We start from the raw sequence: 20,427 nt of genomic DNA, 5'->3' as shown, positions 1-20,427 counted from the left end.
TCTCACCGTGCTGGGTTACCTGTTCGTCGCTGCACAGCGGTGGCAACAAGGGCCGTGACATACTCGGCAGCACCATCCCGGGTGGGCCGAGGAAGTCGGTGAGAGTCCGACACGGTCGCGCCACTGTGAGTGACCCAGCAGCGCTGGGTCGAAGTCAGGAACTCCACCACCTGGGCCCTTCCGACGGGACGCGTCATCCCGGTGAGGAGTGCGTCGATGCACATCGCTGAGGGCTTCCTGCCCCCCTGGCACGCAGCCGCCTGGACGGCGGTCGCTGCCCCGTTCGTCATCCACGGAGCGCGCGCCGTCGTGCGCGAGGTCCGCGAGCGCCCGGAGACCAAGCTGCTGCTCGGTGCCGCGGGCGCGTTCACCTTCGTCCTGTCGGCGATCAAGCTGCCGTCGGTGACCGGGTCCTCCAGCCATCCGACCGGCACCGGTCTCGGCGCCGTCCTGTTCCGACCACCGGTGATGGCCTTCCTCGGGACGGTCGTCCTGCTCTTCCAGGCCTTGCTGCTGGCGCACGGCGGCCTGACCACGCTCGGCGCCAACGCCTTCTCGATGGCCGTCGTCGGTCCGTGGGCGGGCTACGCCGCCTACCGGATCGCGACCCGCGCCGGAGCGCCCCTGCTGGTGGGCGTGTTCGCCGCGATGTGCCTGGCCGACCTCGCGACCTACGTGACGACAGCTCTCCAGCTCGCGTTGGCCTTCCCCGACCCGGTCAGTGGATTCCTCGGTGCCGCAACGAAGTTCCTTGGGATCTTCGCTCTCACCCAGGTGCCGCTGGCGCTGGCGGAGGGCTTCCTCGGGGTGCTCGTCATGCGCGCCCTCACACAGGTCGCTGCCCCGGAGCTGCAGCGCCTCGGGCTCATCAAGCCCGACGTCGCCCAGGAGAAGATCGATGCGTAGACATCTCGTCACCGTCGCTCTCGCGCTCGCGGTCATCCTGCTGGTGGCCCTTCCGTTGGCGCTGAACGCAGCCGGTGAGTTCGGCGGCACGGACGGCGCGGCCACCGCGGCTATCGAGAGCTCGCACCCGCACTACCGGCCGTGGTTCGCACCGTTCTTCGCGCCAGAGTCCACCGAGGTCGAGTCAGGGCTGTTCGCGCTGCAGGCTGCGATCGGGGCCGGCGTCCTGGGCTACGCGCTCGGCGTGCTGCGCGAGCGCCGCCGGCACCGCCCCGTCAGCCCTGCCACCACGGCCACCGCCGCCACCCCGGACGGCGACGCCGCAACCAGCGCCGGTCCGACACCGTGAGCCGCACGCGATGACCGGCCTCGCCGTCGACGACGCGGCCTGGGCCGGGCGCTGGCGCCGCCGTGCGGTCGGCGACAAGGCCGTGCTCTCGGTCGGCCTCGTCCTCGCGGCACTGCTGCTGCCGGCGTGGCCGGGCACCGTCCTCGTGGCCGTGGGTGCTCTCGCCACGGCCGTCCTCGGTGCCCGCGTGCCCGCCCGACTGATGGCGCGCACGTTGCGAGCACCGTTGGTGTTCTTGGCGATCGGCGCCATCACCGTCGCCGTGTCGGTCAGTCGCGAGCACGGCCTGACGGTCACGGCCGACAGCTCGCGACGGGCGCTGGAGCTCTTCGGCCACGGCATCGCCGGCACGCTCGCGCTGCTGCTGCTCGCGACGACGACGCCGATGGTCGACCTGCTGACGGCGCTGCGGCGCTGGCGCGTCCCCGACGCCCTCATCGAGGTGGCCTCGCTCATGTATCGCCTGCTCTTCGTCCTGCTCACCACCGTCGCGACGATCCGTGAGGCGCAGGCCAACCGACTGGGCTACGACGGCTGGCGGACCTCGTTCCGCTCGACCGGTGCCCTGACGGCCGCGACGCTGGTGCGCTCGTGGCACCGCGCCCGGGCCCTGGAGGAGGGGCTGGCGGGGCGGGGCTACGAGTCCGCGATGGTGACCCTCGCGCCGCCGCTGCGACACTCGCCGCGCTTCGTCGCCGCCTCCCTGGCCCTGGTGGCCCTGGTCGTCGTCGCCTCGGTGCTGGTCGCGGGGGTGTCCTCATGAGCACCGGCGCGCGACCGACGCACGACGACGCACCCCTGCTCGATCCCGAGCTCCGCGACGACGTGCGCCTCGCGGCCCAGGGAGTCGTCGCGGGCTACCCGGGGGCCGAGCCGGTGCTGCGCGGTGCGGACCTGACCATCACCGCCGGCCGCAGGGTCGCCCTGCTCGGTGCCAACGGGTCCGGCAAGACGACCATCCTGCGCTGCCTCGCGGGCAGCCACCAGCCTTCTGCGGGAAGGGTTCTCGTCGACGGCGCGGTCCTGCGGCACGACCGCTCCGGGCTGCGACGCCACCGCCAGCGGGTGCAGCTGGTCCTGCAGGACCCCGACGACCAGCTGTTCTCCGCCGACGTCACCCAGGACGTCTCGTTCGGCCCGATGAACCTCGGGTTGGGCGTCGACGAGGTGCGCGAACGGGTCGACGAGGCGCTCGACCTGCTCGGCATCACCCATCTCGCCGAGCGACCCACCCACCAGCTCTCCTTCGGCGAGCGCAAGCGGGCCGCCACCGCGGGCGCGGTCGCCATGCGGCCGGCCGTCCTGCTGCTCGACGAGCCCACCGCAGGGCTGGACCCGGTCGGTGTCGAGGAGATGCTCGCGGCCCTCACCCGCCTCGAGGACCACGGCACCACGGTGCTCCTCGCCACCCATGACGTAGACCTCGCGCTCGCCTGGGCGCACGAGGCCGCGGTCGTGCAGGGCGGCACGCTCGTGCAGGGCCCAGCGGACCAGGTGCTCGCCGACGCCGACCTGGTCGCCTCCGCCCGCCTGCGCCGACCGTGGGTGCTCGACGTGCAGGCCGCCCTCCACGGACGCGGGCTGCTGACCGCCGGCACCCGACCACGTGACTTCGACACCCTGCTCGGGGCACTCGCGCCACCTCAGACCGGGCCGCCACCTCAGACCGGGACGCCACCACTCACGACGCCAGCCCTCACGTCGCCACCCCTCACGACGCCACGGCCGTCATGATCGACACCGCGACGGTGAGCCCGTCGCGATCACCGCTGTCGGCGAGGTCGCGGGCGTTCGCCAGCTCGCGCAGCAGGGTCCAGGCCCGCGCCCGGTCCTCGTCGATCCCGGCCGCGTCGCAGACCAGACCGAGCCGGAAGCGCAGGTGGGCGCGCAGATTCGTCGCGCGCACGGCCTCGTCCCACCGGTTCCACAGCAGCGGCGCCACCGCGAACGCCCGCTCCGCGGCCAGCGGCTTGGGGTCGATCGCGAGCCACGGCCCGCGCGGGTCGGCGGGATCCAGCGTGGCGAGGACGTTCTCGTAGTGCAGGTCGGTGTGCACCAGCTCGCCGTCGACCCCGCCGGGCTCGGCCAGCAGCGCCGGGATCGTCGCGAGGGCCTGCTCGACGTGACGGCGGGGCACCGGAGGCGGGTCGGTCACCAGCTCCTCGCGCAGCCCTTCAGCCCAGGTCGACAGCCGGGCGAAGCGCGGTGAGGGCGGCACCGCGAGCCGCCGCAGCAGGTCGCCGATCGTGTCGGAGGCGTCCATCAGGCTCACGCCGGTGAGGTCCCGCCCGGCGTCCAGGCGCTCGAGCAGCAGGGCCCAGCGTGACGGGTCCGCGGCCAGGAGCTCCACGGCGCCGTGGCCTCCCCACGAGCGCAGCGCGAGGTGCTCCCCGGCGGCCTCCACGTGCGGCCAGGTCACCTTGAGGGCGGCGTGCCGGCCGGTCTGCGTCAGCACCGGCACGACGAGCGCGCAGTGCCCCGACCACGCCGCACCGAGGCCCGGGTCCAGCCGCAGCGACCACCGGGTGAGCAGCCGGGCGACCGTAGCGGGCAGGGAGGCGAGCCAGCTCGCGCCGTCGATGCGGGTCCCCGGGGGCAGGCCGGGGTCGGCGGTGCGCCCGGTCATCGTGTCGACGAGCGCGGGCGGCAGCAGCCCCGCGCCGGCCGAACCTCCGACGCGGCCTGGGGTCATCGCACCAGTCCCGGGAACGCGCGCAGCCGCACGCCCCAGGCCGAGCCGTGCGCCACGACATCCGTGAGCAGCTGCACCACCATGGAGGCGCGCGCCGCGTCACCCGAACCCGCTACGAGCAGAGCGCCGCTCGCGTCCTGCAGGCCCGACCAGGCGTGCGCGGCGAGCCGCGCGGCGGAGGGACCGTCGGTCACCGGGAAGGGCAGCGCGTAGCCCACCGGCGGTGCCCCGAGCGCGCTCCCGGCCCGCGACTCCAACCGGATCCGCAGCGCGTCGAGCCACGTGAGGTCCGCGGTCGCGCGCTCCCGGGCCGCCCCGCTGGTGCGCACCGCCACCACCTGCATCGCGTAGAGCGTCCCCCGGACCTGCTGCAGGAAGGTCGCCTCCCCGTCGGCGGGCTGCTCGGGCCACGGCTGCCACGGGGTGGCCACGCCCAGCTGGGCGGCCAGGCGGGAGCGACAGGCCAGCATCGACAGCCACAGTGCCGCGTGCGTGGGAGTCACCGCGCCGAGGCCGGATCGCCGGTCGACGCGCAGCGGCCCGAGCTCCAGCGCTCCCGCCTCGGTCGCCGTGCGGACGCCGCCACCACCGCCGGCAGGCCCGCCCGAGGGAATGCCGGACGCCCCTTCGGACGTTGAGCCAGGTGTCGCCGCGCCCGGCGCCTCCCGTCCCGTGGTCGGAGCGGGGGAGGCACTGACGACCGAGTCCGGCACCCGCCCCGTCGCCAGCACCGAGCGCAAGGTCTCGGCCTGCTCGGTGTGCAGCGAAGCCCCCTGCAACCGCTGCAGCGCGGCGAGGGTCGCGGCGACCCGCGCCAGCTCCGTGCACTCGCGCCACGCCAGGATCAGCAGGGCCTCGTCCGGGATCGGCGTGCGGGTGGGGATCAGCGGGATCCGCGGGGCGTCGTCCTCGAGGCGGACCCGGCAGCCGCCGAGCAGCGCCGTCAGCGCCAGCCCGCCACCCGCGGTCAGCATGGTGCGGCGACCCGGCCCGGCGGCCGAGGTCGCCGCCCGCTCGTGTGGTGGCCCCCCGTGGGCGGCCTGCGTGTCCCGGATCATCTCCTGGATCATCCCAGAAACGCCCCGTGACCGACCGATCACGTGCCGGGACGTGAGAGTTGCCGCGTAACCTCGCTAAGGTGAGGGGCCCTCCGAGAGCCTCGGAGGCGCGTGCGGGGACTACTGAAGAACGACTACTGAAGCGCGTCGAGGGAGCAGGACACCATGGCAGGCACATCCATCGAGGAGCGGGTGCGGGCCGAGCTCGAGCCGGCGCTGGCCGCCCACGGTGTCGTCGTCGACGAGCTCGTCGTCCAGGCCGTCGGCAAGCGGCGCGTCGTGCGCCTCACGGTCGACACCGACGTGGCGACGGACGACCCGGACGACGACGGCACGACGCCGGTGGCGCCGCTGACGCTCGACGAGATCGCCGACATCACCCGATCCGTCGACGAGGTCCTGGAGGCCTCGGGCGTGATGGGCGAGCAGCCCTACGTGCTCGAGGTGGGATCACCAGGCGTCGGTCGCGCGTTGACCGACCTGCGGCACTACCGCCGTAACGTGGGTCGGCTGGTCCGGCTCACCCTCGACGACGACGCACCCGAGGCGGCCGGCGAGCAGCTGACCGGACGGATCGTCCAGGTCGGCGGCCCAGGCACCGACCCCGGTGCGCCGGTCGTGATCGAGGTACCCGCTACGAAGAAGACCGCGGCGCGCACGGTGCGCCTCGCGCCGCAGAAGGCCCGCCGGGCCAGCGTGCAGGTGGAGTTCAACCGCTCCGCCGCACCGACCGGTGGCACGGAGGAGGACAGCTGATGGACATCGACATGGCGGTGCTGCGGATGCTCGCAGCCGAGCGCGAGATCTCGCTCGACGTGCTCGTCACCACCCTCGAGGACGCGATGCTCCTCGCGTACTCCAAGACCGAGGGTGCCTCGCGGCGCGCTCGGGTCGAGCTCGACCGCAAGTCCGGCCGGGTCACCGTCTGGGCGCTCGAGGACCTCGGCCCCGACGCCGAGGGCGAGCCCCGCGAGTACGACGACACCCCCTCCGACTTCGGCCGCATCGCGGCGTCGACCGCCCGCCAGGTCATCACCCAGCGGATGCGCGACGTCGAGGACGAGTCCGTCCTCGGGGACTTCAAGGACAAGGAGGGCGAGATCCTCTCCGGCGTCATCCAGCAGAGCCCCGACCCCCGCAAGGTCCTCGTCGACCTCGGTGGTGTCGAGGGCGAGCTGCCGGCGGCCGAGCAGGTGCCGGGGGAGCGCTACGTCCACGGCGAGCGGATCCGCTGCTACGTCGTCTCGGTCAAGCGCGGCCCCCGCGGTCCGCAGATCGGGCTGTCCCGGACCCACCCCAACCTCGTGCGCAAGCTCTTCGCCCTCGAGGTCCCCGAGATCCAGGACGGGTCCGTAGAGATCGCTGCGCTCGCTCGCGAGTCGGGCCACCGGACCAAGATCGCCGTCAAGCCGACCCGCGCCGGGGTCAACGCCAAGGGCGCCTGCATCGGACCGATGGGGGCGCGCGTGCGCGCCGTCATGACCGAGCTGCGCGGCGAGAAGATCGACATCGTCGACTACTCCGAGGACCCGGCCGAGTTCGTGGCCGCGGCCCTGTCGCCGTCGCGGGTCGTGTCGGTGGACGTCGTCGACCGGGCCGCCCGCTCCGCGCGGGTGGTCGTGCCGGACTACCAGCTCTCCCTCGCCATCGGCAAGGAGGGGCAGAACGCCCGGCTGGCCGCCAAGCTCACCGGCTGGCGGATCGACATCCACCCGGACGACCAGGGCTCGAGCGGCCCGAGCACCGGCCAGGCCTGACCCGCCGTCGATTTCCTCGATCAGCCGCACGCGGTAGACTGTCCTGGTCCGACCGTGCGGATCTTCACGCGACGGGGCCTCACCACATGACACGTCATCCGACGAGAACGTGTGTGGGCTGCCGTGGCACCGCCGATCGGGCCGAGCTCGTTCGAGTCGTCCGCGACGAGCCGACCAGCACCCGTCTGGTCGTCGACCCGCGGCGTTCTCGACCTGGGCGTGGGGCCTGGCTCCACCCCGACCGGGCCTGTCTCGATCTCGCCGTTCGCCGCAAGGCGTTCGGTCGCGCCCTGCGGCTGCCGGGCGTGGCCGACCACGACGCCCTCGCGGCGTGGTTCGACCAGCTCGAGACCGACTCGACGAGCAGCACACCGTCCGACTGACCGAAAGCGGGTTTGAACGCAATGAGCACCCGATGAGTTCTCAGCGATGAGTACCCCCCTGCAGTAACGACGGTCCGTGCTTCCCGACCGCGCCCCTCCGAGACGGAGCCGCGCAGCGGGACCCCCGGACCGAGAACCTAGGAGAGAAGTGGCTAAGGTCCGGGTCTACGAGCTCGCGAAAGAGCTCGGAGTAGAAAGCAAGGTGCTCCTCGAGCACCTCAAGAAGCAGGGCGAGTTCGTCCGCGCCGCGTCCTCGACGATCGAGGCACCGGTCGTGCGCCGCCTGCGTGAGTCCTTCCCAGCCGAGCTGGCCGCTGCCGGCGGCTCGGCCCCCACGTCCGCCGGGTCGGGCGGCGGCGCAGCCAAGCCGGGAGCCCGTCCGGGCCCCAAGCCGGGTGCCCGTCCGGGTCCCAGCGCCAAGGCCGACAGCACGCCCGCCAAGGCCGACAGCAAGGCCGACGACCAGGCGGCCACGCCGGCCGCCCCGGCGTCGCCGACGCCGAGCGCGCCCACCGAGAAGTCCGAGCGGTCCGAGACGACCGCCGCGCCGGCTGCCCCGGCAGCGCCGGCGCAGAAGCCGGCTGCCTCGGCCGGCTCGGCCGACACCGCCGCCGCGACCGACTCGGGTCCGCGTCCCGGCGCCCGTCCGGGTCCGCGCCCGGCCGCCCCGGCACCGGCCCAGCCGGCCGCCGGCCAGCGTCCCGCCGGTGGCGAGCGCAGCGGTGCACCGCGTCCGAGCGGTCGTCCCGGCGCCCCGCGCCCGGGCAACAACCCGTTCGCGTCCAGCCAGGGCATGGGCACCCAGCGTCCCGAGCGGCGCGCCCCCGAGGGCGGCGACACCGAGGCGCGCGCCCCGCGTCCCGGCGGTCCCCGTCCGGGCCCGGCGCGTCCCGGCAACAACCCGTTCGCGCCCAGCCAGGGCATGCCGCGTCCGCAGGGCGGTGCGCGTCCCGGTGGCGCCCCTCGCCCCGGTGCGGCTCCGCGTCCCGGTGCGGCTCCGCGTCCCGGTGGCCCGCGTCCCTCGCCCGGCAACATGCCGTCGCGTGCGGCCGTCCCGGCCCCCGGGGCTCGTCCGGCCCGTGGTGGCCCCGGCGGCGGCCGTGGTGGCGCCGGTGGTGGCGGTTTCGCCGGTCGGGGCGGCGGTGGCGGTGCTCCCGCCGGCGGTGGCTACGGCCGTCCCGGTGGTCGCCCCGGCGGTGGCGCCGGTCGCGGTGGCACCCAGGGTGCCTTCGGTCGCGGCGGCAAGCCCGCCCGCGGTCGCAAGAGCAAGCGCGCGAAGCGCCAGGAGTTCGAGCAGATGCAGGCGCCGTCCATCGGTGGCGTCACCGTGCCCCGTGGCGACGGCTCGACCGTCGTGCGGGTCCGCCGTGGCTCGTCGCTGACGGACTTCGCCGACCGCATCAACGCCAACCCGGCGTCGCTGGTCACCGTGCTGTTCCACCTCGGAGAGATGGCGACGGCGACCCAGTCCCTCGACGAGGACACCTTCAAGGTCCTCGGCGCCGAGCTGGGCTACGACATCCAGGTCGTGTCGCCGGAGGAGGAGGAGCAGGAGCTCTTCGCCTCCTTCAACATCGACCTCGAGGGCGAGGAGTTCGACGACGACGAGCTCGAGCCGCGTCCGCCGGTCGTCACCGTCATGGGTCACGTCGACCACGGAAAGACCCGCCTGCTGGATGCCATCCGCCACGCCAACGTCATCGCGACCGAGGCCGGCGGCATCACCCAGCACATCGGTGCCTACCAGGTCGCCGTCGAGCACGAGGGCGAGGAGCGCAGGCTCACCGTCATCGACACCCCCGGTCACGAGGCCTTCACGGCCATGCGTGCCCGTGGTGCCAAGGTCACCGACATCGCGATCCTCGTCGTGGCCGCGGACGACGGCGTCATGCCGCAGACCATCGAGGCGCTGAACCACGCCCAGGCCGCGGACGTCCCCGTCGTCGTCGCCGTCAACAAGATCGACGTCGAGGGCGCCAACCCGGCCAAGGTGCGTCAGCAGCTGACCGAGTACAACCTCGTCGCCGAGGAGTACGGCGGCGAGACGATGTTCGTCGACATCTCCGCCAAGCAGGGTCAGAACATCGACCAGCTCCTCGAGGCCGTGCTGCTCACCGCGGACGCCTCGCTGGACCTGCGGGCCAACCCCGACACCGACGCCCGTGGCGTCGCGATCGAGGCCAACCTCGACCGTGGTCGTGGTGCGACGGCGACCGTCCTCGTCCAGCAGGGCACCCTGCGGGTCGGTGACGCGATCGTCGCCGGCTCGGCCCACGGCCGTGTCCGCGCGATGCTCGACGAGCACGGCAAGCAGGTCAAGGAGGCGACCCCGTCGCGTCCGGTCCAGGTGCTCGGCCTCGCGTCCGTGCCCCGCGCCGGTGACACCTTCGTGGTGGCTCCCGACGACCGCACCGCCCGCCAGATCGCCGAGAAGCGTGAGGCTGCGGACCGTCAGGCCTCGCTGGCCAGGGCCCGCAAGCGCATCTCGCTCGAGGACCTCAACCAGGCTCTCGCCGCGGGCAAGGTCGAGACGCTCAACCTCATCCTCAAGGGTGACGCCTCCGGTTCGGTGGAGGCCCTCGAGGACGCGTTGCTGCAGATCGACGTGGGCGACGAGGTCGACCTGCGGATCATCGACCGAGGCGTCGGCGCGATCACGATGAACAACATCAACCTCGCCGTCGCGTCCAACGCGGTGATCATCGGCTTCAACGTCCGTGCTGAGGGCCAGAACGCCGAGTACGCCGAGCGCGAGGGTGTCGAGATCCGCTACTACTCGGTGATCTACCAGGCCATCGAGGAGATCGAGGCGGCCCTCAAGGGCATGCTCAAGCCGGAGTTCGAGGAGGTGGAGCTCGGCACGGCCGAGATCCGCGAGATCTTCCGCTCCAGCAAGTTCGGCAACATCGCGGGCTCGATCGTGCGCTCCGGAGAGATCCGGCGCGGCGCGCGGTCGCGCATCACGCGCAACGGCGTGGTCGTCGCCGAGAACGTCGAGGTCGCCGGCCTGCGACGGTTCAAGGACGACGTCACCGAGGTCCGCGAGGGCTTCGAGTGCGGCATCAACCTGGGGTCCTACAACGACCTCCAGCTGGGTGACCTCATCGCCACCTACGAGATGCGCGAGAAGCCGCGCGACTGATCGCACGACCGGTCGGCGCCCCAGGGCCACCCTGGGGCGCCGACCGTCTGCCCGGCCTGCGCCGGACACCCACTCACCCGAAGGAGGACACCGCGTTGGCTCGCTACCTGCTGCTCGTCGCGCCCTCCGCCAACCGGGTCTACTCCACCAGCGCCCCGACGCTGCTGGCGAACGAGCTGACCGTCCTCGCCGACGCCTACGGGCTGGGCGTCGCGTCGGTGCAGCCGGTCATCGTCGCCGGGGTGGACTACCTGCAGGTGGACACCGCGGCAGACCTCACCCCCGAGCAGCTGCGCGTGGTCGCCTACCTGTCCAGCGTGCACGCGCTCTACCAGCAGGTCGGTGATCTGCTCGCTCCGGTAGAGCTCCCGCGCGTCGAGGTGTTCGGCTCCGACCTGGTCACGATCTTGAAGTACCAGGGCAAGACCAACGAGGCGTTCACCCGGCTGCTGCTCAACGTCACCGCCGCCGCGACGGCTCGCCCCGAGCGGCTGCTGGACCGCAGCCTCAGCGTGCTGGACCCGCTCTGCGGGCGCGGCACGACCCTCAACCAGGCGCTCGCCTACGGGCTCGACGCGACCGGGATCGACCTGGACACCAAGGACTTCGAGGTCTACGACGCCTTCGTGCGCACCTACCTCAAGCAGGGGCGCTACAAGCACCACGCCACGACCGGGGCGATCCGGATCGACTCCAAGGTCGTCGGCCGGCGCCTCGACGTCGAGCTCGCGGCCGACAAGGACGATTACAAGGCCGGCCGCACCCAGCACCTCACCGTGCTGCGCGCCGACACCCTCGCCGCACCCCGGCTGCTGCGCGCGGAGTCCGCGCACGTCGTGGTGACGGACACGCCCTACGGCGTCCAGCACGGCTCGCACGGCGGCCGATTGGACCGTAGCCCCCTCGGGCTGCTGGACGCGGCGCTGCCCGGCTGGGTCCGGGTGCTGCGCACCGGGGGCGCTCTGGGGCTCGCCTACAACCGGCACGTCGCCGACCCGGAGGCGCTGGCCGAGGTGCTGACCCGGCACGGGCTGACCCTCGTGGACCGCCCGGGCTACGACGGCTTCCGCCACCGCGTCGACGCCGCCATCGACCGCGACCTCGTCGTCGCCCGCAAGGGCTGACCGCACCACCACCACCCACCAGCACGACCCACCAGAACGACCTGTTGGGCCCGAACGAAAGGCACGCTCATGGCTGACCCGGCACGCGCCCGCAAGATCGCCGACCGCATCAAGGTCACGGCCGCCGAGTACCTCGAGTACCGCCTCAAGGACGAGCGGCTCGGCTTCGTCACGATCACCGATGTGCGGGTCACCAACGACCTGCAGCACGCCTCGATCTTCTACACCGTGTTCGGCGACGACGCCGAGCGGGAGGCGACCGCCGCCGTCCTCAAGGACAACCAGGGCCGTATCCGCTCGCACATCGGCAAGGCGCTCGGCATCCGGCTCACGCCGAGCATCGAGTTCATCGCCGACGCACTGCCCGAGAGCGCCTCGCACCTCGAGGACGTGATGCGCGCGACCCGCGAGCGCGACGCCGAGCTGGCCCGCGCCCGCGAGGGTGCGCGCTTCGCCGGAGACGCCGACCCCTACAAGAAGCCGGCCGACGAGGACATCGACGAGGACATCGACGACTCAGCGGACGCAGCGGGGGAGCGGACCGCGCCGCAGGGCGAGGCGCGCGACGAGCGTCGCTGATGGGCCGGCGGTCCGACGCAGGACCCGACGGTCTGCTGATCGTCGACAAGCCGGCGGGGTTGACGTCGCACGACGTGGTGGCGCGGGTCCGGCGGCTGGCCGGCACCCGCAAGGTCGGCCACGCCGGCACGCTCGACCCGATGGCGACCGGCGTGCTGGTGCTCGGGCTGGGCAAGGCGACCCGTCTGCTCACCTACCTCGTCGGGTGCGACAAGACCTACACCGCGACGATCCGACTCGGGCAGCGCACGGTCACCGACGACGCCGAGGGTGACGTGGTCGAGTCCGCCCCGGCCGACCTGGTCGCCGGGCTGACCGACGAGGCCGTCCGGTCGGCGGTGGCCGGCCTGACCGGTGAGATCGAGCAGGTCCCGAGCGCGGTCTCGGCGATCAAGGTGGACGGTCGGCGATCCTACGCGCGGGTTCGCTCCGGCGAGGACGTAGAGCTCGCCGCCCGTCCGATCACCGTGTCCCGCTTCGTGATTCACGACCAGCGACCCACCGTCGCTGTCGACCAGGACACGCCGGTGCGCGACCTCGACGTCACCGTCGACGTGTCGTCCGGGACCTACGTGCGGGCCCTGGCCCGCGACCTGGGAGCGGCCCTCGGGGTCGGAGGACACCTGACCGCACTGCGTCGCACGCGCGTCGGGGGCTACCCGCTCGAGCAGGCGCACGATCTGGACGAGCTGCTCGCGGCCTACGAGCAGCGGCGGGCCGAGCTCGGCGTCGACCGGGTCGAGCGGTCCGACCTCCCGGCCCTGCCGATCCTCGGCCTCGCCGCCGCGGCCGCCGCGCAGTTCCCGGTCCACTCGCTCACCGAGGCGGACGCCCAGGCGGTCGGCCACGGTCGGCGCATCGCCTCGGCACCGGGCGGTGCGGCGGTCGTCGCCGGCCTCGACCCGGCGGGGCGCCTGATCGCGCTGCTGGACGAGTCCCGTGAGCAGGCGCGCAGCCTCGTCGTGTTCCCGGCATAGCGGCCGCCCTAGAGTAAAGCCATGGCCAGCACCCTCGTCCGTGAGGCCGTCCGTTTCCTCGAGGTGAAGCCCGCCACCGGCACCCGCCGCAAGGCACTGCACGCCCTCGTCGTCGGCACGGTCACCATCGGGGTGCTCGGCCTCTTCTTCGGCATCCCGATGGCGCTCACGGGGCTGAACGGCATCTTCGTGGCCCTCGGTGCGTTCGACCGCTCGCAGCGCAGCCGCATCGTCGTGCTCTCGGGCATCGCCGTCGCCTACACCGTGCTGGTCGCCCTCGGGGCGTTGACGTCGCTGCTGCCGGTCTGGGGAACGGTGCTGGTCATCCCGCTGCTCGCGAGCGTCGTCGCCTTCGGCTATCACGCCCTGCTCTCGGACCCCCCTGGCCCGATGCTGCTCGTGATGGGGCTGTGCGCCGCGTCCTACATCCCGACGCTGGGGGTGCCGATCGACCAGCTCGTGCTCATCACCGCCCTGTCGATGGTGCTGGGGTGCGGGACGTCGGTCCTGATGCAGCAGACCCAGCGACGCGCAGCCGTCGAGCGACAGGTCGGCGAGCTGCGCACCGCCGTCGACCGGCTCGAGCGCGGTGAGCGCGACGAGCACGAGGGCGACTCGCCACCCGACCTGGGCACGCTGCGTGACGCCGCGTTCGGTGCGTTGTTCCAGGCGCAGGCGTCCCTCGTGGCCTCCATGCCTCGTCGTCGCGACAGCCCGCAGGCACGCGCCATCGAGGCCGAGCTGCACGCCCTGCACCTGCGGCTCTTCCGTCTGGTCGCCGCCACCGAGCTGCCGTGGTCGCACCTCGACGACCGTGCGGTGGGGGGCCACTACGTCGGTGCGCCCAAGGCGGAGTACCTGCTGCGCTGGTCGCTGTCGCTCGCGTCGCCCGCGTTCCTCGCGGCCCGCCGGATGGGGCTGGCGATGCTCGTCGGCGGTGCGTTCTCTACGGCGCTGCACTTCAGCCATCCCTACTGGGCGCAGATGACCGCCGCTCTCGTGCTCAGCACCTCCACCGACCGGATCACCAGCACCCTGCGCGCCGTGCACCGGATGGTGGGGACGGCCGTCGGTGTGCTGCTCTTCTTCGGGCTGCACCTGCTCCATCCGCACCCCGTGGTGGTGGCGGCGATCATCATCGCCTGTGGCGCGCTCACCCAGCTCCTGGCGCCTCGGCACTACGCCCTCGCGTCGGTGGTCATCACGCCGATGCCCCTGCTGATGGCCGGGATGCACCTCACCCGGGTCGAGCCGCTGATGACCTCACGGCTGCTCGAAACGGTCATCGGTGCGGCGGCCGCGATGCTCGTGCTGTGGGTGCAGGGTCCGTCGACCGCCATCGTGCTCGTGCGTCGGCAGTTCCGCCGGGCGCTGCTCGCGCTGCGCGAGGTGCTGCGCCAGATGGTCGTAGACCCCGACCAGGCCGCGTCGTTGACCTCGCGCCGCAACCTGCACTACGAGCAGCTCGCGGCGGCCAAGGCGCTCGCGATGGTCGATCCCGCGCACCCCGAGGCGCTGCGCGACTGGGACGGCTTCGAGGCGGCACTCGGAGAGCTGACCTTCACGGTGCTCGTGGCGGCTCGCACCGACGACCCGGCCCATGCCCTGCAGTGGCTGCCCATGGCCCGCGAGCTCGACCAGCTCCTCGACGCGTTGCCCCCGGTGAGTCGCGACCCCATCGACGTCGTCGCGGCGACCCGCGCGATCCGGCGGGTCCTGCAGGTCGGGCGGGTCCAGCCGGACACCTCGAGCGGGAGCGAGTCGTCCGCACCGAAACCTGGTTGACCTCACGTGGGCTCGAGCAGGCAAGGTGTGGGGATGCTCCAGCGCCTCGGGTTCCCCGACATCAGCCGGCACCGCCGCTTCGTCACCGCCATCGGCGTCGACGCGGTGGGCAGCGGGGTCTACCTGCCGATCGCCATCCTCTACTTCGTGCGCACCACCAGCGTGGGGCTGGCGGAGGTCGGGCTGGCGACGTCGCTGTCGGCGCTCGCGGCGCTGCCCGTGGTGCTCCTCGTCGGTGGTCTCGTAGACCGGGTGGGCGCCAAGCGAATCCTGCTCGCCAGCAACGTGATCCAGGCTGCCGGCTATGTGGCGTATCTGGTGGTCGACGACTTCGCCGGGGTCTTCCTGGCGATCGCGCTGACGGCCGTCGGGCAGTCGGCGTTCTGGGGGTCGTTCTCGCCGATGGTGGCCGCGATCTCCACCGCGCAGGAGCGGGAGAAGTGGTTCGGCTTCGTCGGGGCGCTGCGCAACGCGGGCTTCGCGGTCGGCGGCCTCGCTGCGGGGGTGGCTCTCACGATCGGGACGGTCGAGGCCTTCCACGCGGTCATCGTGGCCAACATCGCGTCCTACCTGCTCGCCCTCGGGTGCCTCGCCGGGGTCCGGGCCGGCGGCCCGCCGGTGCGTCCCGCACCTGACCTGACCGCGACTCGCGCCGCGACGCCGAGCGGCTGGGCGCTGGTCGCCCGTGACCGGGACTTCCACGTCGTCGTCGGGTCGAACCTGCTCTACGCGCTCTGCTCGATGGCGCTCAACGTCGCCATGCCGGTCTACGCGGACCAGGTGCTGCACCTGCCCGGGTGGGTGACCGGCGCGATCTTCACCCTCAACACGGTGATGTGCGGGCTCGGTCAGGGCCTGGTGGTCCGGGCGATGAGCGGGCGCCGTCGGTTCCGCATGGTCGGGCTGTCGAACCTCACCTTCGGTGCCGGCTTCGCCCTGATGGCTCTCGCCGGTGCCCTGCCGCCGGCAGCGGCGGTGGGCGGGGTGCTGGTCGCCGCGGTGATCTACACGCTCGGGGAGCTGACCGGCGGCCCGGTGCTCTCCGCGATCGCGGTGGACAGCCGCAGCCCCGAGGTCCGCGGGCGCTACCTGGCGGCCTACCAGCTGTCCTGGAACGTCGCCGGCATCCTCGCGCCGGCCAGCTTCACCTGGCTGCTCGCGCACGGCTGGGCGTCGGTGTGGCTCGCTCTGCTCGCGGTCACCGTGCTGGGCCTGGCCCTCGCGCGCGTGCTGCCCGTGCGGCTGCCGGTCGCCGCGCAGCGGATCCCGGTCGGCTGACGGAGCGATCAGCTGTCGTTGCACTGAGTGCATTTGCTGCACTCGGTGCATCTGATCTACCGTAAAGACATGCAAACCCGTCGCGACCTTGCCAAGCAGGAGACCCGGCTGGCGCTGGTCGATGCCGCGCTCGCCGTGGCCGAGCGCGAGGCCCTGGAGGGCCTCACCGCAGACTCCGTCGCCGCCGAGGCGGGGGTGTCGCGCCGCACCTTCTTCAACTACTTCCCGACGACCGACGCCGTCCTCGCCGCGCCGACCCACGACTTCCTGCAGCGGGTGTTCGCCGAGCTGTCGCTGCGCCCGGTCCGCGAGCCCGTCCCCGAGGCGATCGTCAACGCCCTCGCGGCCGCCGCCGAGCCAGACCTGATGCGCCGGTTCGCCGGCGTCGTGCGCCTGTGCGGTGACGACTTCGCGGCCGAGCGGGTCGAGCGCGAGGTCTGGGCCGAGGCCGAGGCCAACGTCCGAGAGGCGCTGACCGAGCGACTCCCCGCCGGGACCGAGCCGCTGCGCATCCAGGTCCTCGCGGCAGCCGCGATGGGCGCCGGACGCGCCGCGGTCGTCAGCTGGGCCGACGAGGTCGGCCAGGTGCTGGACGACAGCACCGGCGTCGAATCGCTCGACCCCGCCGCCTTCACCTCGCTGCGCGAGCGCCTGGTCGCCGCCATGGGCTACCTCGGGCAGGGGTTCGGCTTCGCGAGCCCCGCCGCGCCCACCGGCACGGCCTCCACCACGACTGCTTCCACCAGCACCGCCACGTAGCACCACCCGACAGCTCCAGCACCACCACCAGCAGCTCCACCCCTCAGTCTTCACCCCGCCCGGCGTCGCCCCCGAGCCCGCCCGGCGCACCGTTCTTGATGGGAGTCCCTCGTGGCCACCTTGCTCTACCACCTCGGCCGGTTCTCGGCCCGACGGCCCTGGACGGTCGTCATCGCCTGGATCGTGCTGCTCGGTGTCGTCACCGGCGCCGCGGTCGGCCTGCACAAGCCGCTCACCAGCGAGATGACGGTCGAGGGCGCGCCCTTCCAGGTGACCTTGCAGAAGCTGCAGCGCGAGCTGCCCGCCGCCGCGGGCGGCAACGGCACGGTGGTGCTGCGCAGCGACGACGGCACCTTCACCGCCGCGCAGAAGGCCGCGGTCGCCAAGGCCGTGACTCAGTGGGAGGCGCAGCCGGCCGTCGCCAGCGTGCGCGACCCGTTCGTGCTGCAGCAGCAGCTGGACGACGCCCAGCGCAAGATCGCCGACGGCGAGCAGCAGATCGCCACGAACGCCCAGAAGCTGGCGGACGGGCAGAAGCAGCTCGACGCCGGCACGGTGCAGCTCGACGCCAACGCCGCCAAGCTCGCCCAGGGCAAGGGACAGATCGCGACCGCCTTCCGGCAGATCAGCGCGGGCGAGAGCCAGCTCGCGGCGGGCAAGCAGCGGGTCGCCCAGGGGCAGTCCGAGCTCGCCTCCGGTCGCCGCCAGCTGGCCGCCGGGCGCTCCGAGCTCGCGGCCGGCAAGGCCAAGCTCGCCTCCGGGCAGGCGCAGATCGCCAGCGGCGAGCGCCAGCTGGCCGCCGGTCAGGCCACGCTCGACTCCGGGAAGGCCCAGCTCGCCGCGGCGCAGCAGGAGCTCGACTCGGGCAAGGCCCAGCTCGCCGACGCCCGCGCGAAGGCCCGCGACGGCGACCAGCAGCTGGCCGCTCAGCAGCACCAGCTCGACGCCGCGAAGACGCAGCTCGCCGGGGCCGAGCAGCAGCTGGCCGCCGACCAGGCCCGGCTTCCGGAGGCCGAGCGCGAGCTCGCCGCCCAGCAGGCGCGAGCCACCTCGAGCCCCACCTCGGCCCCGACGCCCACGGCACCCGCCCCGACCGGGTCGGCCACGCCGTCGGCGACCGACACCGCGACCCCGGCAACGCAGCCCACCACCGCCGCGGACCCGGACCCCGCCGTCCAGGCAAAGATCGCGGCCCTGCGCTCGGAGATCGCCCGGCTCCGCACCGAGATCCCGACGCTGCGCGCCACCGTGGACCAGCAGACCCCGGCGATCCAGACGGCGCAGCGCCAGCTGGACCAGGGCAAGGGCAAGGCTGCCGCGGGCAAGGCCACGATCGACACGAAGGCCGCTGAGCTCGCCGCGGGTCAGCAGAAGCTGGACGCCAAGAAGGCCGAGCTCGCCGCCGGTCAGCGCACCCTGGACGCGAAGGCGCAGCAGCTGCAGGGCGGCAAGGCCCAGCTCGCGGCTGCGGCTGCGAAGGTCGACAACGGCCAGCGGCGGGTGGACGCAGCCGCCGCCAAGCTCGCGGCGGGGGAGCGCGCGATGGCGAGCGCCCAGGCCACGATCGACACCAACGAGGCCAAGCTCGACGACGCCCGAGCCAAGGCGCAGGCCGGCCAGCTCAAGCTCACCGAGGGTGAGAAGCAGCTGCTGGCGGCCCGGGACGAGGTCACCAAGCGCCAGCAGCAGATCACCGACGGGCGGGCGCAGCTCGACAAGGCGCGCGCCGACCTCGCCCTCGGCAAGCGGCAGGCGGCGCTGACCGACGGCCTGCGGTTCGTCAGCACCGACGGCACCACCGCCCTCGTGGGCGTCACCTTCGACAAGCCGATGAACTCGGTCGCGCCGGAGGACCGCAAGGAGGTGACCACCCTCACGAGCGAGCTGAAGGACGCGGGCATCACCGCGCTCTACGGCAAGGAGCTGACCGAGGACGTCTCCAGCGTCGCGGGCCCCGGCGAGATCGTGGGTCTGATCGTCGCCGCCATCGTGCTGATCATCACCCTCGGCACCCTGGTCGCCGCCGGGCTGCCCCTGCTGATGGCCCTCGGCGGTGTCGGTCTCGGCCTCGGCGTCACCATGGCGCTCACCCACGTCCTCACACTCAACACGGTCACCCCGGTGCTGGCGCTGATGATCGGCCTGGCGGTCGGCATCGACTACGCGCTGTTCATCGTGAACCGTCATCGCACCCAGCTGCGCCGCGGCATGGGCGTCGTGGACTCGCTGGCGCTCGCGATCGGCACGGCGGGCAACGCGGTGACCTTCGCCGGTCTCACGGTCTTCATAGCGCTCGCCGCTCTCACCGTCACCGGCATCGGCTTCCTCGCCGCGATGGGTCTGGTGGCGGCCGGGACGGTGCTCGCCGCCGTGCTCATCAACCTGACCCTGCTGCCGGCCTTGCTCTCGCTCGTCGGGCTGCGGGTGCTGCGCAAGAAGGAGCGCGCGGCGCTCGCCGAGCACGCCGCCACCGGCGCGGTGACGACCGGTGGCCGGCACATCGGCGCCGAGGGCGACCGCGGCTGGGGCGCCTGGGTGACCCGTCGCCCGTGGCCGGTGATCCTGGGCGGTCTCGTCCTGGTGGGGCTGCTCGGCTTCCCCGCGGCCGGGCTGCGGCTGGGCCTGCCCGACGGCGGGTCGGAGAGCCCGAGCTCATCGGCCTACCAGGCCTACACGACGATCGGCGACAAGTTCGGCGCGGGCGCCAACGGCCCGATCATCGCGGTCGCGGACCTGCCCGCCGGGCTGACCGCCCAGCAGGCCACCCTCAAGCAGGTCGAGGTGGCCGAGCGGCTCGCCACGGTCGAGGGGGTAGACCGGGTGGTCCCGGCCGGCATCTCGCCGGACCGGACCACGGCGGTGCTCCAGGCGATCCCCACGACGGGACCCGCCGACGAGACCACCACCCGCACGGTCGAGCAGATCCGCGCCGACGCCCCGGCGATCGCCAAGAGCACCGGCGCAGAGGTCGAGATCACCGGTCAGACGGTGGCCAACATCGACATCTCGGCCAAGCTCGCGGACGCGCTGCCGCCGTACCTCGCGATCGTCGTCGGGCTGTCCCTCGTGCTGCTGCTGCTCGTCTTCCGGTCGGTGGTCGTGCCGCTGGTGGCGACGGCCGGCTTCCTCATCTCGCTGGTCGTGGCGTTCGGCGGTGTGGTCGCGGTCTACCAGCACGGCTTCCTCGGCGGCCTGTTCGGCGTGGCGCACCCCGGCCCGATCCTCAGCTTCTTGCCGATCCTGCTGATCGGCGTGCTGTTCGGGCTCGCGATGGACTACCAGATGTTCCTCGTGTCGGGGATGCGCGAGGCGCACGTCCACGGCGAGGACGCCCGGCGGGCGGTCCGGCTCGGGTTCAGCCACGCGGCAGCGGTGGTCACCGCGGCGGCGATCATCATGATCTCGGTGTTCAGCGGGTTCATCCACGCCGAGCTGACGATGATCCGACCGATCGGTTTCGGCCTGGCCCTGGGCGTGCTCACCGACGCGTTCCTCGTGCGGATGACGCTCACGCCGGCGCTGATGCACCTGCTCGGCGAGAAGGCGTGGTGGATCCCGCGCTGGCTCGACCGGATCCTGCCGGACGTCGACGTCGAGGGGCTCAAGCTGGTCGACCGGGTCGAGCACCCGCGCTGACC

General features: G+C 73.0%; 17 protein-coding genes. 15 read left to right on the top strand and 2 right to left on the bottom strand.

The annotated features are described in order from the left end of the window. Window positions 1–216 precede the first annotated feature (216 nt). From MM440_RS05520 to MM440_RS05505, 4 genes are read left to right on the top strand one after another with little or no spacing between them, the layout of a single operon-like run. Window positions 217–906 carry an energy-coupling factor ABC transporter permease gene (locus tag MM440_RS05520; RefSeq protein WP_241443230.1) on the top strand — a complete coding sequence of 230 codons (690 nt, stop codon included), beginning with the start codon at window positions 217–219 and terminating at the stop codon, window positions 904–906. Continuing rightward, entirely contained in the window at window positions 899–1,255 is a 357-nt protein-coding gene (locus MM440_RS05515) for an energy-coupling factor ABC transporter substrate-binding protein (RefSeq protein WP_241443228.1), read from the top strand. The genes MM440_RS05520 and MM440_RS05515 overlap by 8 nt, the downstream gene beginning before the upstream one ends. 10 nt (window positions 1,256–1,265) lie before the next feature. Then, window positions 1,266–2,018: a cobalt ECF transporter T component CbiQ gene (gene cbiQ, locus MM440_RS05510; RefSeq protein ID WP_241443226.1), complete on the top strand. Its 753-nt coding sequence runs from the start codon at window positions 1,266–1,268 to the stop codon at window positions 2,016–2,018. Next, window positions 2,015–2,989 carry an energy-coupling factor ABC transporter ATP-binding protein gene (locus MM440_RS05505; RefSeq protein WP_241443225.1) on the top strand — a complete coding sequence of 325 codons (975 nt, stop codon included), beginning with the start codon at window positions 2,015–2,017 and terminating at the stop codon, window positions 2,987–2,989. The genes cbiQ and MM440_RS05505 overlap by 4 nt, the downstream gene beginning before the upstream one ends. Here MM440_RS05505 and MM440_RS05500 read toward each other — a convergent pair. Further along, on the bottom strand, window positions 2,967–3,947 hold the full coding sequence (locus tag MM440_RS05500) for an aminoglycoside phosphotransferase family protein (protein ID WP_241443223.1): 981 nt from the start codon (window positions 3,945–3,947) through the stop codon (window positions 2,967–2,969). The genes MM440_RS05505 and MM440_RS05500 overlap by 23 nt on opposite strands. Then, window positions 3,944–5,005: a DUF4439 domain-containing protein gene (locus MM440_RS05495; protein WP_241443221.1), complete on the bottom strand. Its 1,062-nt coding sequence runs from the start codon at window positions 5,003–5,005 to the stop codon at window positions 3,944–3,946. Before MM440_RS05495 ends, MM440_RS05500 begins: the two co-directional genes overlap by 4 nt. Before the next feature lie 165 nt (window positions 5,006–5,170). On the opposite strand from MM440_RS05495, the gene MM440_RS05490 reads away from it, so the two are divergent. The 11 genes from MM440_RS05490 to MM440_RS05440 all read left to right on the top strand — a co-directional run bounded on the left by MM440_RS05490 (window position 5,171) and on the right by MM440_RS05440 (window position 20,425). Beyond that, entirely contained in the window at window positions 5,171–5,761 is a 591-nt protein-coding gene (locus MM440_RS05490) for a ribosome maturation factor RimP (protein WP_241443220.1), read from the top strand. Then, window positions 5,761–6,762, top strand: coding sequence for a transcription termination factor NusA (gene nusA / locus MM440_RS05485; RefSeq protein WP_241443218.1), 1,002 nt, complete (start codon window positions 5,761–5,763; stop codon window positions 6,760–6,762). The genes MM440_RS05490 and nusA overlap by 1 nt, the downstream gene beginning before the upstream one ends. Before the next feature lie 113 nt (window positions 6,763–6,875). After that, complete coding sequence (locus MM440_RS05480) at window positions 6,876–7,145, top strand: YlxR family protein (protein WP_241443216.1); 270 nt, start codon at window positions 6,876–6,878, stop codon at window positions 7,143–7,145. A 148-nt stretch (window positions 7,146–7,293) separates the two neighbouring features. Next, the gene (infB, locus tag MM440_RS05475; RefSeq protein ID WP_241443214.1) at window positions 7,294–10,287 is read left to right on the top strand and encodes a translation initiation factor IF-2; all 2,994 of its coding nucleotides are present in this window, start codon (window positions 7,294–7,296) and stop codon (window positions 10,285–10,287) included. A gap of 95 nt (window positions 10,288–10,382) precedes the next feature. Further along, on the top strand, window positions 10,383–11,411 hold the full coding sequence (locus MM440_RS05470) for a TRM11 family SAM-dependent methyltransferase (protein WP_241443212.1): 1,029 nt from the start codon (window positions 10,383–10,385) through the stop codon (window positions 11,409–11,411). Between the two features lie 69 nt (window positions 11,412–11,480). Continuing rightward, window positions 11,481–11,990 carry a 30S ribosome-binding factor RbfA gene (gene rbfA / locus MM440_RS05465; protein WP_241443210.1) on the top strand — a complete coding sequence of 170 codons (510 nt, stop codon included), beginning with the start codon at window positions 11,481–11,483 and terminating at the stop codon, window positions 11,988–11,990. Next, a complete protein-coding gene (gene truB, locus MM440_RS05460) occupies window positions 11,990–12,967 on the top strand; it encodes a tRNA pseudouridine(55) synthase TruB (RefSeq protein ID WP_241443208.1) in 978 nt (325 codons plus the stop codon). The genes rbfA and truB overlap by 1 nt, the downstream gene beginning before the upstream one ends. Before the next feature lie 21 nt (window positions 12,968–12,988). Further along, the gene (locus MM440_RS05455; protein WP_241443206.1) at window positions 12,989–14,752 is read left to right on the top strand and encodes an FUSC family protein; all 1,764 of its coding nucleotides are present in this window, start codon (window positions 12,989–12,991) and stop codon (window positions 14,750–14,752) included. A 33-nt stretch (window positions 14,753–14,785) separates the two neighbouring features. Next, window positions 14,786–16,030: an MFS transporter gene (locus MM440_RS05450; protein ID WP_241443204.1), complete on the top strand. Its 1,245-nt coding sequence runs from the start codon at window positions 14,786–14,788 to the stop codon at window positions 16,028–16,030. 69 nt (window positions 16,031–16,099) lie between these two features. Further along, a complete protein-coding gene (locus MM440_RS05445; RefSeq protein WP_241443202.1) occupies window positions 16,100–16,789 on the top strand; it encodes a TetR/AcrR family transcriptional regulator in 690 nt (229 codons plus the stop codon). A 111-nt stretch (window positions 16,790–16,900) separates the two neighbouring features. After that, entirely contained in the window at window positions 16,901–20,425 is a 3,525-nt protein-coding gene (locus MM440_RS05440) for an MMPL family transporter (protein WP_241443200.1), read from the top strand. Window positions 20,426–20,427: the final 2 nt, after the last annotated feature.

The sequence above is a fragment of the Arsenicicoccus piscis genome, assembly GCF_022568835.1.
Lineage (GTDB): Bacteria > Actinomycetota > Actinomycetes > Actinomycetales > Dermatophilaceae > Arsenicicoccus > Arsenicicoccus piscis.
This window is presented reverse-complemented; position numbering and strand designations above follow the sequence as displayed.

What these genes read in the sequence shown, in the direction of transcription:
- truB (WP_241443208.1), top strand. Translation starts at nt 11,990, where the DNA reads ATGGGCCGGCGGTCCGACGCAGGACCCGACGGTCTGCTGATCGTCGAC.
- MM440_RS05445 (WP_241443202.1), top strand. Translation starts at nt 16,100, where the DNA reads ATGCAAACCCGTCGCGACCTTGCCAAGCAGGAGACCCGGCTGGCGCTG.
- MM440_RS05500 (WP_241443223.1), bottom strand. Translation starts at nt 3,947, where the DNA reads ATGACCCCAGGCCGCGTCGGAGGTTCGGCCGGCGCGGGGCTGCTGCCG.
- MM440_RS05515 (WP_241443228.1), top strand. Translation starts at nt 899, where the DNA reads ATGCGTAGACATCTCGTCACCGTCGCTCTCGCGCTCGCGGTCATCCTG.
- MM440_RS05450 (WP_241443204.1), top strand. Translation starts at nt 14,786, where the DNA reads ATGCTCCAGCGCCTCGGGTTCCCCGACATCAGCCGGCACCGCCGCTTC.
- MM440_RS05495 (WP_241443221.1), bottom strand. Translation starts at nt 5,005, where the DNA reads ATGATCCGGGACACGCAGGCCGCCCACGGGGGGCCACCACACGAGCGG.
- nusA (WP_241443218.1), top strand. Translation starts at nt 5,761, where the DNA reads ATGGACATCGACATGGCGGTGCTGCGGATGCTCGCAGCCGAGCGCGAG.
- MM440_RS05505 (WP_241443225.1), top strand. Translation starts at nt 2,015, where the DNA reads ATGAGCACCGGCGCGCGACCGACGCACGACGACGCACCCCTGCTCGAT.
- MM440_RS05455 (WP_241443206.1), top strand. Translation starts at nt 12,989, where the DNA reads ATGGCCAGCACCCTCGTCCGTGAGGCCGTCCGTTTCCTCGAGGTGAAG.
- MM440_RS05490 (WP_241443220.1), top strand. Translation starts at nt 5,171, where the DNA reads ATGGCAGGCACATCCATCGAGGAGCGGGTGCGGGCCGAGCTCGAGCCG.
- cbiQ (WP_241443226.1), top strand. Translation starts at nt 1,266, where the DNA reads ATGACCGGCCTCGCCGTCGACGACGCGGCCTGGGCCGGGCGCTGGCGC.
- MM440_RS05520 (WP_241443230.1), top strand. Translation starts at nt 217, where the DNA reads ATGCACATCGCTGAGGGCTTCCTGCCCCCCTGGCACGCAGCCGCCTGG.
- rbfA (WP_241443210.1), top strand. Translation starts at nt 11,481, where the DNA reads ATGGCTGACCCGGCACGCGCCCGCAAGATCGCCGACCGCATCAAGGTC.